The 15371-nt window shown below is 28.4% G+C and carries 38 protein-coding genes; 3 read left to right on the plus strand and 35 right to left on the minus strand.

All coding sequences use genetic code 11. The features are described 5' to 3' along the window. Window position 1: 1 nt before the first annotated feature. The 29 genes from HMPREF2852_RS06515 to HMPREF2852_RS06650 form a co-directional block, all read right to left on the minus strand. Window positions 2-262: a hypothetical protein gene (locus tag HMPREF2852_RS06515; protein ID WP_070606847.1), complete on the minus strand. Its 261-nt coding sequence runs from the start codon at window positions 260-262 to the stop codon at window positions 2-4. A 13-nt stretch (window positions 263-275) separates the two neighbouring features. Next, window positions 276-1997 (minus strand): terminase large subunit, encoded by a 1722-nt coding sequence (locus HMPREF2852_RS06520; RefSeq protein ID WP_222563214.1) that lies wholly within the window; start codon window positions 1995-1997, stop codon window positions 276-278. Window positions 1998-2002: 5 nt separating this feature from the next. Next, window positions 2003-2359: a P27 family phage terminase small subunit gene (locus HMPREF2852_RS06525; protein ID WP_070606854.1), complete on the minus strand. Its 357-nt coding sequence runs from the start codon at window positions 2357-2359 to the stop codon at window positions 2003-2005. Further along, a complete protein-coding gene (locus HMPREF2852_RS06530; protein WP_070606857.1) occupies window positions 2349-2675 on the minus strand; it encodes an HNH endonuclease in 327 nt (108 codons plus the stop codon). Before HMPREF2852_RS06530 ends, HMPREF2852_RS06525 begins: the two co-directional genes overlap by 11 nt. A 346-nt stretch (window positions 2676-3021) precedes the next feature. Then, window positions 3022-3459, minus strand: coding sequence for a hypothetical protein (locus HMPREF2852_RS06535; protein ID WP_070606861.1), 438 nt, complete (start codon window positions 3457-3459; stop codon window positions 3022-3024). A 131-nt stretch (window positions 3460-3590) separates the two neighbouring features. After that, the gene (locus HMPREF2852_RS06540) at window positions 3591-3932 is read right to left on the minus strand and encodes a hypothetical protein (protein WP_070606864.1); all 342 of its coding nucleotides are present in this window, start codon (window positions 3930-3932) and stop codon (window positions 3591-3593) included. Window positions 3933-3951: 19 nt separating this feature from the next. Then, window positions 3952-4650 carry a hypothetical protein gene (locus tag HMPREF2852_RS06545; RefSeq protein WP_070606870.1) on the minus strand — a complete coding sequence of 233 codons (699 nt, stop codon included), beginning with the start codon at window positions 4648-4650 and terminating at the stop codon, window positions 3952-3954. 6 nt (window positions 4651-4656) lie between these two features. After that, window positions 4657-4914, minus strand: a complete 258-nt coding sequence (locus HMPREF2852_RS06550; protein WP_070606873.1) for a hypothetical protein — start codon at window positions 4912-4914, stop codon at window positions 4657-4659. A gap of 9 nt (window positions 4915-4923) precedes the next feature. Further along, complete coding sequence (locus tag HMPREF2852_RS06555; protein WP_070606876.1) at window positions 4924-5292, minus strand: hypothetical protein; 369 nt, start codon at window positions 5290-5292, stop codon at window positions 4924-4926. After that, window positions 5293-5628: a MazG-like family protein gene (locus HMPREF2852_RS06560; protein WP_070606879.1), complete on the minus strand. Its 336-nt coding sequence runs from the start codon at window positions 5626-5628 to the stop codon at window positions 5293-5295. It abuts the gene before it with no gap. Between the two features lie 38 nt (window positions 5629-5666). Beyond that, window positions 5667-6098, minus strand: a complete 432-nt coding sequence (locus tag HMPREF2852_RS06565; RefSeq protein WP_070606882.1) for a hypothetical protein — start codon at window positions 6096-6098, stop codon at window positions 5667-5669. Further along, a complete protein-coding gene (locus tag HMPREF2852_RS06570) occupies window positions 6095-6622 on the minus strand; it encodes a nucleoside triphosphate pyrophosphohydrolase family protein (protein WP_070606885.1) in 528 nt (175 codons plus the stop codon). The genes HMPREF2852_RS06565 and HMPREF2852_RS06570 overlap by 4 nt, the downstream gene beginning before the upstream one ends. Continuing rightward, complete coding sequence (locus tag HMPREF2852_RS06575; RefSeq protein WP_070606888.1) at window positions 6619-6960, minus strand: hypothetical protein; 342 nt, start codon at window positions 6958-6960, stop codon at window positions 6619-6621. Before HMPREF2852_RS06575 ends, HMPREF2852_RS06570 begins: the two co-directional genes overlap by 4 nt. 96 nt (window positions 6961-7056) lie before the next feature. After that, window positions 7057-7221: a hypothetical protein gene (locus HMPREF2852_RS09840; protein ID WP_186821935.1), complete on the minus strand. Its 165-nt coding sequence runs from the start codon at window positions 7219-7221 to the stop codon at window positions 7057-7059. A gap of 22 nt (window positions 7222-7243) precedes the next feature. Beyond that, on the minus strand, window positions 7244-7372 hold the full coding sequence (locus tag HMPREF2852_RS10135) for a hypothetical protein (RefSeq protein WP_261668200.1): 129 nt from the start codon (window positions 7370-7372) through the stop codon (window positions 7244-7246). A 113-nt stretch (window positions 7373-7485) separates the two neighbouring features. Then, window positions 7486-7989, minus strand: coding sequence for a Holliday junction resolvase RecU (locus HMPREF2852_RS06585; protein ID WP_070606894.1), 504 nt, complete (start codon window positions 7987-7989; stop codon window positions 7486-7488). Next, complete coding sequence (locus HMPREF2852_RS06590) at window positions 7982-8383, minus strand: hypothetical protein (protein WP_070606897.1); 402 nt, start codon at window positions 8381-8383, stop codon at window positions 7982-7984. Before HMPREF2852_RS06590 ends, HMPREF2852_RS06585 begins: the two co-directional genes overlap by 8 nt. 14 nt (window positions 8384-8397) lie before the next feature. Next, complete coding sequence (locus HMPREF2852_RS06595; RefSeq protein ID WP_070606899.1) at window positions 8398-8670, minus strand: hypothetical protein; 273 nt, start codon at window positions 8668-8670, stop codon at window positions 8398-8400. After that, a complete protein-coding gene (locus HMPREF2852_RS06600) occupies window positions 8667-8855 on the minus strand; it encodes a hypothetical protein (protein WP_070606902.1) in 189 nt (62 codons plus the stop codon). Before HMPREF2852_RS06600 ends, HMPREF2852_RS06595 begins: the two co-directional genes overlap by 4 nt. Before the next feature lie 7 nt (window positions 8856-8862). Next, window positions 8863-9306, minus strand: a complete 444-nt coding sequence (locus HMPREF2852_RS06605; RefSeq protein WP_083306974.1) for a single-stranded DNA-binding protein — start codon at window positions 9304-9306, stop codon at window positions 8863-8865. Window positions 9307-9320: 14 nt separating this feature from the next. Next, a complete protein-coding gene (locus HMPREF2852_RS06610; protein WP_261668202.1) occupies window positions 9321-9545 on the minus strand; it encodes a hypothetical protein in 225 nt (74 codons plus the stop codon). Beyond that, the gene (locus tag HMPREF2852_RS06615) at window positions 9526-9720 is read right to left on the minus strand and encodes a hypothetical protein (protein WP_070606905.1); all 195 of its coding nucleotides are present in this window, start codon (window positions 9718-9720) and stop codon (window positions 9526-9528) included. The genes HMPREF2852_RS06610 and HMPREF2852_RS06615 overlap by 20 nt, the downstream gene beginning before the upstream one ends. Before the next feature lie 13 nt (window positions 9721-9733). After that, window positions 9734-9901, minus strand: coding sequence for a hypothetical protein (locus HMPREF2852_RS09865; RefSeq protein WP_222563216.1), 168 nt, complete (start codon window positions 9899-9901; stop codon window positions 9734-9736). A gap of 204 nt (window positions 9902-10105) precedes the next feature. Beyond that, entirely contained in the window at window positions 10106-10462 is a 357-nt protein-coding gene (locus HMPREF2852_RS06625) for a hypothetical protein (protein ID WP_070606908.1), read from the minus strand. Between the two features lie 9 nt (window positions 10463-10471). Beyond that, window positions 10472-11287, minus strand: coding sequence for a rolling circle replication-associated protein (locus HMPREF2852_RS06630; RefSeq protein WP_070606912.1), 816 nt, complete (start codon window positions 11285-11287; stop codon window positions 10472-10474). Window positions 11288-11493: 206 nt separating this feature from the next. Continuing rightward, window positions 11494-11709, minus strand: a complete 216-nt coding sequence (locus tag HMPREF2852_RS06635; RefSeq protein ID WP_070606915.1) for a hypothetical protein — start codon at window positions 11707-11709, stop codon at window positions 11494-11496. A gap of 14 nt (window positions 11710-11723) precedes the next feature. After that, window positions 11724-12116, minus strand: a complete 393-nt coding sequence (locus HMPREF2852_RS06640; RefSeq protein WP_070606918.1) for a hypothetical protein — start codon at window positions 12114-12116, stop codon at window positions 11724-11726. A 69-nt stretch (window positions 12117-12185) separates the two neighbouring features. Next, window positions 12186-12437 carry a hypothetical protein gene (locus HMPREF2852_RS06645; RefSeq protein ID WP_070606920.1) on the minus strand — a complete coding sequence of 84 codons (252 nt, stop codon included), beginning with the start codon at window positions 12435-12437 and terminating at the stop codon, window positions 12186-12188. Further along, on the minus strand, window positions 12427-12720 hold the full coding sequence (locus HMPREF2852_RS06650) for a hypothetical protein (RefSeq protein WP_070606923.1): 294 nt from the start codon (window positions 12718-12720) through the stop codon (window positions 12427-12429). Before HMPREF2852_RS06650 ends, HMPREF2852_RS06645 begins: the two co-directional genes overlap by 11 nt. Window positions 12721-12777: 57 nt before the next feature. On the opposite strand from HMPREF2852_RS06650, the gene HMPREF2852_RS06655 reads away from it, so the two are divergent. Further along, window positions 12778-13005 carry a hypothetical protein gene (locus HMPREF2852_RS06655; protein ID WP_070606925.1) on the plus strand — a complete coding sequence of 76 codons (228 nt, stop codon included), beginning with the start codon at window positions 12778-12780 and terminating at the stop codon, window positions 13003-13005. A 26-nt stretch (window positions 13006-13031) separates the two neighbouring features. On the opposite strand, the gene HMPREF2852_RS06660 is transcribed toward HMPREF2852_RS06655, so the two are convergent. Next, window positions 13032-13226, minus strand: a complete 195-nt coding sequence (locus HMPREF2852_RS06660; RefSeq protein WP_070606929.1) for a hypothetical protein — start codon at window positions 13224-13226, stop codon at window positions 13032-13034. Between the two features lie 15 nt (window positions 13227-13241). Then, window positions 13242-13463 carry a hypothetical protein gene (locus tag HMPREF2852_RS06665; protein ID WP_148130559.1) on the minus strand — a complete coding sequence of 74 codons (222 nt, stop codon included), beginning with the start codon at window positions 13461-13463 and terminating at the stop codon, window positions 13242-13244. A gap of 88 nt (window positions 13464-13551) precedes the next feature. Here HMPREF2852_RS06665 and HMPREF2852_RS06670 point away from each other — a divergent pair, with 88 nt between their 5' ends. Continuing rightward, the gene (locus HMPREF2852_RS06670) at window positions 13552-13938 is read left to right on the plus strand and encodes a DUF2513 domain-containing protein (protein ID WP_070606936.1); all 387 of its coding nucleotides are present in this window, start codon (window positions 13552-13554) and stop codon (window positions 13936-13938) included. Here HMPREF2852_RS06670 and HMPREF2852_RS06675 read toward each other — a convergent pair. Both HMPREF2852_RS06675 and HMPREF2852_RS06680 read right to left on the minus strand, forming a co-directional pair. Continuing rightward, entirely contained in the window at window positions 13935-14120 is a 186-nt protein-coding gene (locus HMPREF2852_RS06675) for a hypothetical protein (protein WP_070606939.1), read from the minus strand. The two genes, HMPREF2852_RS06670 and HMPREF2852_RS06675, sit on opposite strands and share 4 nt — an antisense overlap. Window positions 14121-14145: 25 nt before the next feature. After that, complete coding sequence (locus HMPREF2852_RS06680; protein WP_070606942.1) at window positions 14146-14346, minus strand: hypothetical protein; 201 nt, start codon at window positions 14344-14346, stop codon at window positions 14146-14148. Between the two features lie 57 nt (window positions 14347-14403). Between HMPREF2852_RS06680 and HMPREF2852_RS06685 the strand changes: the two genes are divergently transcribed. Then, complete coding sequence (locus HMPREF2852_RS06685; protein WP_083306975.1) at window positions 14404-14616, plus strand: sterile alpha motif-like domain-containing protein; 213 nt, start codon at window positions 14404-14406, stop codon at window positions 14614-14616. Here the strand turns inward: HMPREF2852_RS06685 and HMPREF2852_RS06690 are convergent. Next, window positions 14605-14895 (minus strand): hypothetical protein, encoded by a 291-nt coding sequence (locus HMPREF2852_RS06690; RefSeq protein ID WP_070606946.1) that lies wholly within the window; start codon window positions 14893-14895, stop codon window positions 14605-14607. The two genes, HMPREF2852_RS06685 and HMPREF2852_RS06690, sit on opposite strands and share 12 nt — an antisense overlap. A 245-nt stretch (window positions 14896-15140) precedes the next feature. Further along, window positions 15141-15365: a helix-turn-helix domain-containing protein gene (locus HMPREF2852_RS06695; protein ID WP_070606948.1), complete on the minus strand. Its 225-nt coding sequence runs from the start codon at window positions 15363-15365 to the stop codon at window positions 15141-15143. Window positions 15366-15371 lie beyond the last annotated feature (6 nt).

The raw sequence follows: 15371 nt of genomic DNA on the forward strand, positions 1-15371 counted from the left end.
TTTATCTCCTAATAACACCCTTGTTCACATTTCTATATCTTGGTTTTCTATTTAACTTTTTAAATTCCTCATCTGTAAGTATTCTTTTCATAGCTACAAAATACTTTTTATTCTTAGGATAAAGATTAGCGTCAATCAATTTTCTGCACCTATCAGCGTCTTTATAAGAATAAAAATGAGCATGCTGTTCATACAGTCCATGCTCCCTTTTAAGTAGATATGCTCTTTCCATTTGAGGAAAATATTTTATACTTAGTTTCATATTTATTTTTCTATTATTTCATCCAGTCTTCCCAAACCTCTTTATTAGATAAATCATTAATTAACCTAACTTCGGCAAATACACTTGCATCAAATAAGTCTATCCTTAAATTAGGTAGGATTTTTTCGTATTGAATCATATCATCAGTTTTTTCAACTCCATGCACGTTATCTACACAATATTCATAAGCACTTGAATGTAGATAATACAACTCCCCACTTAATGCTTTTCTTTCAATTCTTCTAAATCCTTTAGACTTATTAATATATAATTGAGGTTCATCTACAATTTTAAAGCTCTTATCTTTCATCATAAGATAAAATTCATCAGCAAATTTCCTATCAAAACCAATTTGTTTTATTCTAAAACCACGATCTCTCATATCTACAAACCAATTTACTATATCGGCATAATTGACAACATCAGTATTTGTCATAGTTAAATTTCCATCATCTAACCAACCAAAAAGAGGTATCTGGTCTTCATCAGCTTTTATATAAGCTCTTGTTATAGGAAAAAAAGCATGAGTGATAATTATATCAACTCCCTTATAAGTTCCAACAAGGGCTGCCGCTGTCAAATCGTGCATTTTCGATAAATCAGCTCCACCATACCAATCTATATCAAGCTCAATCAACTCATCTATAGTCCAATCATATTTACTATCACTTGACCTAAATGTTTCAAGATTGAAATATGATTTTAAACTTGATGTATAAACGTTAAGGTCTTTTGCTAAAAACTCTTTTCTTGTTTGAGGGTCATTTTGAGCTTTCATTGCATCGGACATAATATCTTCAGGTCTTATAGATACACCAAAATTAGGGCTAGCCATCTCATGAATTTTAGGATTGGTAAAATCTACACTTCCATCTTCGTTTTGGTCTGCTTTTGTGATAAATACAAATTGCTTATCATCTTCAATTTCATATTTTCCAGTTTTTTCACTCTTATTTATAACTTTTTGACAATATACTAATCTGTTATAACAAAATGAATTCATATTATCGCCGGCAGTCGTTATACCAATTATAAGTTTGTTAGTATAAGCTCTAGTTGCCTTTTTCATTCTGTCATATTTACTGGCATTTTTATATTCGTGTAACTCATCCATGATTATATAGTTAGCATTCAAAGAATCCCTATCAACAAGAGCTTCTATAGAAAGTGATCCTTTTTTAAATTCCCTTTTGATAGAGTGTTCGTTGTTGTTATCAAGTATTTTAAAGTTTTCCTTTTCGCCCCAAGCCTTAATATTAGAAACAATAAAATTAAAAGCTTGTAGTGCTTGTTTTATTACAGCACCTACAATGTAAACTTGTGAATTGTTAGCCATATCAAGTATTCCAAGAGCAAAAGCAAGAGCAGCAGAAAAAGAAGTTTTTCCATTTTTTCTTGGTATCATAATAAAAGCTTCTTGGTATCTTCTGTTATTTGTTCCTTTCCAATAAAACCCAAGAAGATTATATACTATAAACTTTTGCCAAGGTTCAAGTTTCAAATTATTTCCAGCTAATGGTTTACCATCAAGACTTTCTCCTTGTATATGTTCAAAAAGATTTTCTATTATTCCTATTACAAAATTAGCTTCTTTTGTCCTAAAAACAAACTTAGGATTTTTTTTATCATCAATATACCTTTGACAAATTTGTTTTAATTCTTTACAAGCTATTTTTTTACCTTTTACTATATCTTTTACATATTTATTTACCTCTCTTAAATTTTCATTTTTCAACCTTATCACCCATTACTTAACTTGAATAGGACTTCTTCAACTTTTGAAACTTTTCCATCATCTTTGTCAAAGCTGGATTGTCTTAATTTTTTAAGTCCACTTGGTGTAAGTCCTAATTCTTTTGAATAAGATAAAATATCCATTCTTAATTTTTCCATAGATTGATATAGAGGATTTTTTACAATATTTGTTTGACCGTTTTTGTTTGTATGTTCCACAACCATCTGACAGCCGTCTTTGACCCATTCATTTCTTGCCATTTCATAATCATTTAATAGTCCATCAAGAATGTTTATACTCATATAAAAGGATTCATCATAAGTTCCGATTCCCTTCATACATTCAACTATTTCATTTTCCAAATATCCTCACCTCAAATCTTTTTTGTAATTCTTTTCCCTCATTAGTAAGTTCATCACTTTTTCTATCATGCATTTTATTGTGTGCCTTGTTGGATAAACTTATCAAATTATCAGGATTATAAAATAATTCAGGATATTCACTTGCAGGATATATATGATGGACTGTATTTGCATCTACACTTTTTCCATATCTTATAGAGTCTTGACACATATACTTATCCCTCATAAGCACATACTCCCTTAGCTTTCTCCATCTTTTACTTTTGTATTTTTTATATAAATTATTTTTCTTATATTTATCAAATTTATCTTTCATTCACACACTCTTTCCACCCACAAACTATTTAAATCAGCGTGTATTTTCCCAGCATGCTTTAAGTAAAATAAATTTAGTACCCTTTATTAGCTAAAGCCCATAAAACTTAAAGCACCTATCCTTATGTAAAATTAGACAAACAAAAACGACTATATTTCTATAGTCGTTTTCGTTATTTTATAAGAAGAAAAATTAATGGAGGAAGTAATTAGCATCCATCTATTTTTAGGAGGTCAAAAATGACCATAAATCAAAACTTTAAGAGAAACACACCTCTTTTTAACCACTTCCACACTACTATAATACCACCTTTTTCATACAAAAGTTTCCACGATTTTTCCACACTTTAATAATCTCCAAATAAACTTAATGAAAAATGTTCTAATGTTTTATTAGCAAGCTTATAAATCTTGCTTGTAGAATAATGATATTTATTTTTAAGATAATCTAACTTGTCATACTTGTAAGGTTTTCCATATATTTCAAATATAATTTCCCATTCCATTTGAGATATGCCTTCCTTACAAATATCTATATCCTTTATAATCTTTTCATTTTCCTTAATATTTGTTTTATATAAATCTATTTCAGCCAATATATTCAAAAGTTTATCTTTATCTTTCACACCTCCAAAAGGTGGTTTTTCTTCATATTGGCAGATTATCTGTCCTTCTTTTTTACCTTCAAGTTCTTCAATATGTTTTTTAGCATTTTCAATATAATTCTTTGCATAGACATATCTTTTTAACTTATCTTTTACTAACGCTACATATAAATCTTGCATTAATTCTCCTTGTACATTACATAAATTTCTCTCTCATTTTTTTATCCTTTTATTATCAATAAAATCTAGTAAATATTCTAAAATTAAAAATACATAGTGAACAATTTTAACAAATATTCTTAGTAAACTATTTATAACTTTATTAAAAATAAATCTAATTCAGCATAACCTCCTAAATATTTTCCAACAGTTTTACTCAAAGGTATTTCATATAGTTTATAGATATATCTAGTATCATCATAGTCGTCATAATCATAATCCTCATCATAATCATCATAACAACAATGAATACAATTATAGTTTATATCCTCGTTTTTATCTTCTGTATGCTTATTTTTATATTCACATTCTAATTCTTTAAGTTTTTTGTTAGCTTCCTTTCTATCTGTAAATATTCTGACTAAAGTAACATAATCTCCAAAGCCATCACTAGCTCCATCATCATTTTGAATAATTACATAAACCTTATCCATACTAAACCCTTTCTATTTCTTATTCGACCAACATTTTGATAACATTATAATCATTATAAATTTTTCCATTTAATCCATTCTTTACCCTATTTCTTATAGTGCATGAGCTTACATTAAGCTTTAAAGCAAGATCATTATAAGAAAAACCACGGGCTATAAAATTTCCATTTTTATCTCTAGCATCATAATAATATTTTTTATTATGATTAATTTTTGTATTTTTTTGTTTTTCAAAATCAACATACCAAGAATTCTTAGGTCTATTGTTTTTTCTTTTTTGAATTTCCTTATCACTTACATTCATTTTTTCTGCTAATCTACCAAGTGAATAAGCTTGATGTATAATATCTCCAAACTTTGTTTTAGCATAATATACATACCTAACATAATTTTCAGATTTTTCTTTTTCCTTATTAGCTTTTCTTATACATTCATTTTTACAAGCTTTGTATTTAGGTAAAATATAAACTTTTAAAAGCTCATTTTTATTCATTCGTTTTAACTCATTTACCTTTGGAAAATAATAAGAGCCTTGAAAATAAAGTCCATTACGCTTAATATTAGTATCTCTTATCATTCCTCCACCATTAATACAATAAAATATAGATTCGTCAGACAAATCTTTATAAAAAGATTTTAATTTCCCTTCAAATACACATTTATTATCTATAAAAAATTCATTATATTTTTCAAACCTACCTTTATCATAAGAATTCATATCAAATCAACTTCCTAAATAGGCTTTTGTTTGACTTATAACATCATAAGTTATAGCACTTGTAGAATCCATGTGAACATTTATATTTAAATCCTTACATTGTTTATTTAGAAATTTTATATTATAAGATTCATTATCAAGATATTCAACACTTTCAATCTCCCTTCCAGTTAAATCTCCAACAAGTTCTTTTACAAAACCTATCTTGTCGATTCTCTCTTTCTTAGTCTTTGCTTTTAAAGCACCGTCAAAATAATCTTTCAAATTAAATCCTCACTTTTTATCTTTTAACTTTTCCATTTTTTCAAAAATATAATCAACTGTAGATTGAATTTCTTTTTTACTCATTTTACTAATATCTTCTATTTCATAATTTTTAGTTAAAGCTATAAGATACATTTCTTTTTTATTAGGTATTAAAATTGTTGAAATTACTATAATAATCCACAATATAGAAAACTTTAAACTTGTATTTTTCAGTTTTTTCTCAAATCTTTTTCGCTCATCTCCATTTAAAAAAACTAACTCATCAGAATACCAAAGTATTACCAAACCTACTACCGTTGGAATTAAAACAAGTAAAATAAAATTAACTATTTTAATCCCACTCAAAACTGAAATCAAATAAATAATTTTTCCCATTTACAAATCCTCACTCTTAACAAAAGTCCCGTTGATAGTTTTTCCACGCCTATCCTTAATCTTTTCATACGCCATCTCCAAACATGCAACAGGGTCGATTCCTAAATCCTCACATAAAATAATCAAAGTTACAAAAATATCTCCCATTTCAAGTTTCATATCTTTTACTAAATTCTCTCTTAAAAAGACCCAATTATCAAATTCTGTCTTAAACTCGAAAACTTCCTCAATAAATTTCATAAATTGTTTTTCTGCATTTTCTTCATGGAGCAAATCCTTATCATCTGCCCATTCCAAAACTAAGTATTTTAATTCTTCAAAACTTTTATTGTTCATTCTCTAACCTCTCATTTTCTTCTTTAAATCTTCGCATATTATGCATAAGGTGACATTTCTCCAATCATGTTATATATTAAAGACTTATCAAGATTATATATTTCTATACATCTTCTAATTAAGATTGGTATGTCTCTCTTAAAAATTTTTACTTCATGCTCATATTCAACATTTTTAATATCACTATGAAAATACAATGTTGCACAGACGTCTTGAGAATGAAAATTCAGAAGATCAAATCCTGTATAGTTATCTTCGGAATAAAAATCAATACATGCCAAATAGTAGATTAATTTTTCTATTTTCATTCCATCAGCCCTAATTTCACTTATCATTTTTTCGTTTAAAGCTATTTTGTTGTTATCCTTATCAACACATCCGACATAATCTGCACTTACATAATATTTGATAGGAAAATCCTCTTTGAAAACCTCACAAGGAAGTTCGTCATAACTTATTTTTATTTTCAATCTTTCACCTCAATCATTTCAAAATCTTTCAAATCATTCTCCTTCGGGGTTACGATCTTTTCACAAACTAAAGCAACACAATCTTCTAGGTCTAATCCCAAAACAGCACAAACAATTAGTAGATTGTTTAAAATTTCATAAATAGAATCTTTATGGTAATAATCTATACGTACGATACTATCATTTTCAAGACGATAACCACTATGAAACAATCCACTCACAGATTTTGCTTGATAACCACGATCGTAATCGTCAAGGTTTTCATTTTCTCTAATTTCATCAACAACATCTGTTATATCAACTTTATTTTTATCAAGACTTAACATGTTTCCAATAACAACAGTCACAAACACACCACCTACACCATCAATGATTCTTGGGTTATCACCTTTTAATATTCCAATAGATAACTCCGCTATTTTCTCTAAGGTCTTCCTCACTTGCCAATAATCAGTCCAAACTTTATCTAGACCATGATCAATACCCCACTCTTCAATTAGTTTAATTGATTCTTTTATTGTCATCTAAAATCCCCTTTACCTTTAATTGTATCAGCTCTTAACTTCACATTTAGATTCAAGGTTAAGCTCTCTAACACACCGTTGTCCGAAGGCTCCCATACAACTTCCCCTATATAAACCAAATTATAAAAGTATCTACCCGCATAGCTTAACTCAACAGGATAAATTGCATACGTTTTAAAGTCATCATATATCTTAACCTTTAATTGATTTCCATACAAACGTTGACCCTGCTTAATTGCCATTAGAATCTTGTTGAGTATATCATAGTCAATTTTTAAAGAATTATCTGGTACTAAATCCACATTTTCTGTTTTCAGACCATAAACATAATATTTCATTCTTCCACCGCTCAATCACACCATGCAAGTGTTAAATGCACATTTCCGTCTTCATCAAGAGCAGATAGTTCCTTAATTAATTCTTTTACTTTCATACTAAATCCTCACAATTTCTTCCAAATGCAAATAATGTTCAAAATCAAAATCCACTTTAAAATCAAATTCATATTCTATGTCGTTTTCTTTATCATAAAAATCAGCTAAAATATCATATTCTCCATCAAGAGCAGATAGTTCCTTAATTAAATCTTTTACTTTCATTCTTCTATAACTCCATTTTCCTTTAAATCCAATCATCAAATAATTCTACTATCTTAAGTATTATTAAAGCTGCAATCCACACATAAGTCACCAACAATACTGGTATTACAAGTATAAGTGTAATTAAAACCATAATATCAACACTAGTCACTTGGTTATTCTTCAACCTCCCTATAATTCCAATCATCCCAAAAATCCAACCTATTTTTCAAAACATAAATAACAATCTCCAAAAATAAAGAACAATCATTAATATTTAAAAACTTACTCATATTTATAATCCAAAAATCTGACCCCTTGCCTAAAAATAACCTCATATCGGGATAGATCATCAGCCTTAACATACTTTCTACCAAATATATCTTTCATATTTGCCCAAATATTCCAAGGAATAAAAAAATACCTGTCCTTAATTCCAATACAAACACCAGCAAGACCACCTAGCCTACTTTTAATCTCCAATACTTCGGCTTGCTTATCTGAAACCACACTTTGTTTCATTCTATCGCTTGTAGTGTACTTAGCTTCAAAGCAAATCGACCTACCACCATCAAGAGTTCCCTCAAAATCAGGATTAGCGTTTTTAGTAAACTGCCCTTCAAATCGACCAGCCTTTTTAAGCCTAATAACCCTAAAAGGTTCATCAATTTTAGCAATATCAGCCTTGCCCTCATCCCTATAATACTTACAAGCCAAATCAATTAATTTCTCAAAATTTTTACCAAAACCATTTGACTGCAAAGACTTAAAACTTTGGAGATTAGTCATCCTCAACCTCATCTAAATCAATTTCAATTAGCTTATAATCATCAATACAATCCCCAAATAATGCATCTTTAGCAACTTTTGCAAGAGCTTTTGTCTTATATTTATATAATATCTTTATACACTCGCTTGACCAATCATAGATCATATATATTTTTGACTTTTCTTCTTCCCTTTCATCAATTGGTGTTTTTGCATATTCAATAATTAGGTCAAACAGTTTATCTTGGTTTTTCCATTCAACATCTACAAAACAGAAAGATTTAATAACATACATTCGTTTAGTAGATACTTTAGCAACGGTAAGTCCTTGACTCATAATCTCTATTTGTGAATAAACTTTACGAACATTATATCCTAATTCCTCAACTCTTTTAATAAATTCCTTAGTTTTCATACAAACTCTTTCTCCTATAACTGTTCAATTTCCTTGATTGCTTTTTCTTTAATTTTTAAAATAGCTTCCTTTTCTCTTTCGTCATAGTTTTTAAACCATTTTTCTTTAAACTCTTTTAAAGTTTTTCTATATTTTTCTTCTCCATAATCAGCCGACAACCACCATTCCAAATCATGTGTTAGTTCAGCAAAATCCTTGACAAACTCATTCATAACCTCATCACACATTTCGCCAACTAAATTATTTTCAATGGTGTAGCAAATATAACTTAAAGAACCTCCACTCATTTTTCTACCTCCACAACTTCAATTTTATATTTTTTAATACATTTACTTTTCTTTTGACTTCTCATCTTAGAGTAAATAGTTATTTCAGGCTTACCAGAATCCATAGCCAATTCCTTAATAGTCCTGCCAACAGCTATAGGAAATTCTAACTCATCCGCTGTTACAATAAAATATAATCTTTCCATAACTTACCTAAAAAGGAATATTATCATCCTCAATCTCCACAAAGTCATCATCAAAATAATCATCAATATTAGTTATATTGTTATAAGCCTTAGACTTATTATCTCCACTAGACTTTGTATCCAAAAATCTTACCCTATCAGCTCTTACATCAGTTGTATAAACCATCTTTCCGTCTTTATCCTTATATGAACCAGTTTGAATTTTACCAACAATAGCACACAATGAGCCTTTTTGGAGATACTTTGAACAAACTTCTCCCATCTTGCCCCATACAACTATTCTTGGAAAATCTGCCGTAGGATAATTATTTGCAATAGCTTCTTCTCTTTTTTCTTTGCTCATTTCCCTATCTACTGCAAGGGTAAAAGAACAAACAGCCATACTAGATTTTGTATACCTAAGCTCAGGATCTCTTGTAAGTCTACCTACTAGAGTTAAATTATTAATCATTTATTTTTCCCCATTCATAATTTTTTTTCCAACTCATCTACAGCCTTATTAAATTTCCCAAGACAAGTCTTTCCCACAGGTTCAATTAATGGTAGATTAACAAAATTATCTTTATCTCCAAATTTTTTCCTTGTCTTTTTCAAATATGTTTCAATACTTGCTTGAATAAATCCAATTTCTATAGGATTAAATTCTATACTAACAACAATATCTCTTACATCATTCACTTTCTTTTTCATCCGTTTCCTCCACTTCTTTAACGCAAAGCCCTATTTCTCTTAAATCAAATTGATAATCTCCAAAAGAAATTATTGACCTTTTCTCATCTTGCCTTATACTTACATAAATCTTTTTAGGTCTTCCAAAACCCTTAAATAAATTATCAAAAAATCTCTTAGTTTTAATCTTTAACAAAATATCTCCTATCTCAAAACCTATAAACTATAATTCCAATAAAAGCCAAGGCTGACAATTGCCCAAATACTAATCCAAAATCAAACTTAGAAAAATCTAGCTTTCTTTTCCCAAGTCTTTTAAAGCCAAAATAGAAAAGGTCACAAACAACCAGCATAATAACTAATCTTTTAATAAGCAAAGGCACTATAAACCCTCCACGTAATTTTTAAAATCTCCAGAATATTCAATATCATCAAATACTTCTTCTTCTCCATCCCTATTTATAATCTCCAAATGTGCATATCCATCTACAACTTCAACCCTACAAATCCTAAAAAAAATCAGTGTTCAGATATATAGTTGAATCATCTATACTTTTAATTTTTATAAACATTTCTTCCTCCTAATCCAAAAAATCCAATTGTCCATCATCAATCTTGCCAATTTTTATAAACTTATCTGAAAGCTCTATAGCCATATTATCTGTATCACTAGCCCCCTTATCAGAAAAAGACTTTTTCAAGTTTGATTTAACGCTAAAATTAATAATAGGTTTTACAAAAGGTTTTATCTCAAAATCATTACCTTCTCTTGGTATCTTTATCTCATCTTCAACAGTAGATAAGGAAATTTTTATATCTATATCTCCAGAATAAAATTCCCCCTTTAAAATTTTTACCATCACTACATTTAAATGGCTGTCACAAGTTGCAAGAAAGTCCTCAAACAAATTTGGGTTTAAAATACTAAATCTTTCCATCTTTTTCTCCTAACATAATCTCTTTCTCAATTTTAAATATATAGACCACCCAGTAAAATCATTGTAAGTAGCCACTATTCCATTATCTTTATCGGTAATCTTGTAACCCTTATATATCTTCTCCCACCTTTTTGTATCATAAGGATCAAGAGCATACTCTATTAATCTTTTCCTAGAATACTTGTGGTCATTCGTTCTTATATATGGTCTTTCCAAATTTTTACTACAAGACCACCTTCTTCTATAGGTACAATGCCTAGCTAAATAATTTGCTAAACCCAAAATACCCGTATTCACATCTTCTTGTATTCTTTTACTATTAGCATAACCAATAGTATCTCCAATCTTTTCTCCCTTTTTTCTTTTTCTCCTCCATAAATTTTCTATCTCATCTCTACCCAAGGAACTTTTTATAAGCAAGTGATGATGAAACCTAATAGACTCATCTTTACTTTTCTTTTCAGAAGTAACTACTATATATTTAAATTCATCATCTAGTCCCAAAGTTTTTATCCTTCTTCTAATCCTTAGAAAAAAATTAGTCATCTCCTTATTAGCCTCATCATAGGACTTAGGTAAGTATTTATCCTTATAGGTAAGAGTTAAAAATATATCCCCTTCTCCAAAATTTGATTCAGCAAGCCATATAAATTTTCTTCTAGCATTTTTATCATTAAGCTTATCCTGTTTTGGTAAAGATACTTTTTTCTTTTTACTCCTTTTAGATTTTTTCTTATCAAGTTGATTCTCATTCAAAGAATATAGATCAACTTCCATATATTTTTTTCCACAAACTATTTTCTTTTCTCTAATAAAATTTCTCATATATATAATTCCTCATGTATGTCGCAAAAGATAATACCCATTACAAGCACCTAAAGGAAGTAGAAACTTCCTTGAAAAATAGGCGATTTTCCTTGCAAAAAGAAATTCCAGAGGTATATTATATATGGAGATATACACACTGGATGAGGTCAATCGACCTCATTCTTTTTTTTGCACAAAATTTACAACTAATATTTAAATGAATTTTAAATAAATCTTTCAATGTCTCCCTTAAAGATTCCCCTTCTTTTTAGTTCACATAAAACTAAAAAGTGCATATCAAAACAATCTTCATTACAACCATTCTTTCTAGGATTAATGCCAGAGCCAACCCCATTGAAATATTCTCCAAGAGAAATAACATCCTCATCATCTACATTTACTAAATTTTTCATAAACATAACTTGATTTTCAATTTTCATAAACAATCTCCAACTCATAATTCTTTTATATTTTTTACATACATTTCTATAGTTTTATCAGTTAATTTCTTTAAATTTTCCTTATTACTCTCCAACATATAATCAAAATTAATTTCATGTATGCCTTTAATTTGTGGGTTAAATTTAGCATTAAGGATTCCATCTTTATCCCTGCAGCATGTTGTAATACACATATATTTATTTAAAACTTTTTCAGTCTTACCATTTTTAAACCACAATTCAGGAATTGTATTTTTCCCATAAACTTCACAAAAATATACTTCAATGATAAATTCTTTATCATCTCTTACTGGTTCGACATATATGTGAAATCTTCTCCCAGCAAATCCTTTTATTTTAATTATTTTTTTATTATCTAAACCATCTATCCAATTTTTATATTCCATTTTTACTCCAAATAGTGTATAATTTATCTATAAGTTGTTTTAAATTAGCCGATTGCCGTCGGCTTGTTTTTATGCCAAAAACGCAGTCAAAGATGTAATAAACATCAGCACTATTCCTACAACCCTAACAACTTCATTAGGACCTGCAAGAGCTAAAGTCATGCACAAGCCAACAAGAAAAATACCTAAAACCTTATCTCTTATTCTTTCCTTTTCTGGTTTAGCAGTCAGCTTAATACAAACATCATCAATCTTTCTTCCATCTAACATTTCAAAAACCTCACTTCTTTTTCTAACTTTTCTATTTTTTTTATTCTCCATAACTTCCTCCATACAAAACCCTTGACATTTCAAACAAAGATTTTTTCAAATACTTGTTCTCCTCATCTAATTTCTTATTCATATCCTTAAGTTCTCTTACTATTTTTAAGGTTGGACTCTCTTCTTCGGATAATTCAATTTCCCTAATTTGTTTAATAGGAAAACAAACCTTAGAAAGCTTAGTTCTAGTAAGAACACCTTGACCCTCAAGTTTGTAAATATATCCTTCAGTACAAGACCACCTTTCAGCAAGTTCTTTAATAGGAATAACTGTTTTCTCCATGTTTTTCTCCTTACAATCTCCAATCTGTTATAATAAAACCAGAAAGGAGAAAATATTATGAATAATTCAATAAAAGTTAAAGTTTCCGACTTATACGAAATAGTTAAACAACTAAAAGACGATAATATGGATACCGTAAATCTAATTATTTCAGGCGAAGATTTAGAAGATGAAGAATATGATGAAGAAGATTCCTACTTATATGCACCCGCCTTATCATTTCAAGCCTTTTCCAAATCATCTGAATTTGCCATTGACTACGATCCTATAGATTCAGTCGAATAACTTATATAGCTCTGGATTATCTAGAGCTATCTACTTTTTAATACAGAAAACTCCCCACTATCCTTATTCAAAAATACAATATTAAATTTAATATCTTTCCCAGTTCTTTTTCTCAAAATTCTCTTAAAATTTATAAATTCCTTTTGAATATCAAATTCCTCATCCTTACTTTCTACAAAAACATTACATTCTAAATCAATAATATTTGAATCAAATTTCATAAAACCTCCATTAAATCATTCATCCTTTGATACTTGGCAAGACTTACTATAACAAGCATCAAGAGAATACTTTATTTCAAATTTCGAATTATAATTTTCTAAATCATAGACAGCTTTTTTCAAACCTTTAAAATGAAAATCAATACTGTCAATGATTTTTTTAATTTCATCAATCTTTTCCTTAGTCTCGTTAGTATCTACACAAATCTCATAACTAATACTTTTAATATCTTTCACCATTCTCCCTCCTTTCTTTTCCTTTGTCTTTTAAAACCTATCCATAATCTCCAATCTGTTATAATAAAACAAAAAGGAGACTAATATAATGAAACTAAATCAAGATCTTATTAGAGATATTCTTCTAACGACAGAAGAGCAAATAACTTACTCAAAAATATTAATCATTAATTGGGATAAAAAAGAAAATCAAAAATTAAATCTTCTCACTCCCTACACATCAGATGAAATATTTTATCATTTGCAACAAGCATGTAAATCAAATCTAATAGAAGCTAAATTTAATGAAGATTTCATTAGCGTATTAGATTTAACCCCCAAAGGACATTCCTACCTTGAAAACATTAGGAATGATAACAATTGGATAAAAATTAAATCAATAGCAAATAATTTAGGAACAAAATCATTAGATGCAATGATACAAATATCTTCGAATGTTATAACAGAATTAATAAAATCTCATTTTAATTTCTAATGTATTAAATCATTCAAACTCTTCTCCACAGCAGTTTGGATGATTTTTTTCATATCTAAATCATCAAGCACTTCACTCCCATATTTTTGACTAAAATGATAAAGCAATCCTTTAACAGCCATATTATTAGAGAACCATTGAAAAGTTGCATATATGGTATAAATAATTAAAATATATTTCATTCTCCCCTCCTTTCTTTTTCTCTCCTTATAAGTCTTTAAAATTTTTAACCTTTAATTTTCCGCCACACCTTTTCAATACGTCTTCATAAATTTCATAAGTATGATAATCCTCCGGTAAAGTTTCTTTTATAAGTTTTAAAACTCTTTCAGAACAATCATCAATTTTAGAAATATCATAAAATCTAGTATCTATACCGTAATCAGAATCTGATGTAATAATGTTCATTTTTTTCTCCTTGTCTTCTCCAATCTGCTATAATAAAACAAAAAGGAGATTTTAATTATGACAACAATAACTTTTAAAAACTGGATACAAAAATTTCAAAATGATAAAACACCTACAGGTGATTTAGCAAAAGATATTCTAAATGATCCTAATTTTCCAAATCAAAACAACAAAACTATCATTCTTGAATACCTATATGAAAATAATGCAATCCCTCAAGCTATTGAAACTTTCCAAAATACTTGGCAAGCCTATTTATTAACTAGGTAAAATCAAAACTTTACCATTTATTCTTTCATTTGAATTAGAATATTTTCTCACAAGGTCATAAGACTTATAAGGACCAACTTTAACTAGTTTTGCTCCATTTTTAATAAGTTCATTTATAGCCTTATATTTTGTAAAATCTTCATTCAAACTAATACTAGACAAAATCAAAACCAACTCTTCCCTGGATAAGTTTTTATTTTCAATTAAAGTCAAAAGCTTATCCTTGTTTTCTTCATTAATTAATTTAAATCTTCTTAACATTAAGTCTTTTTTATTCATGTTTTCTCTCCTATAAATCTATAATTCACTAAACATAGTAGTTTTTAATCTTTTTTCAACTTCTATAAGACAATGATTATAAATTTCATAAGTATGAGCTTCTTTAGGAAGCTCTTTTTTTAAAGTTTCCATAATCTTATCAATATCTAAATCATAAATTTTTCCGTCACTACAAACTAATTCTCCAGCATATATCTCCCTTTTAAATTTTTTTTAATTTTTAAACACCACTATTAAATAGTGGTTTATTCACAAAAAAAATTATCTTTAACTATTGGCACTTGAATATAATCATTTGAAATACTATATATTTTACACAATCTATTAAAATATTCAGCTGGTATTGGAGTTATTCCATTTTCCCAATTTAATATAGTTTTTTCTGATTTACCAATCTTTATCCCAATTTCCTTTGCTGTCATTTTTGCATTTACTCTTGCTGCTTTTAAACTTATTTTTAATTTATTCAATTTACT

Origin of the sequence: Anaerococcus sp. HMSC065G05 (genome assembly GCF_001812365.1) — a bacterium.
Taxonomy (GTDB): domain Bacteria; phylum Bacillota; class Clostridia; order Tissierellales; family Peptoniphilaceae; genus Anaerococcus; species Anaerococcus vaginalis.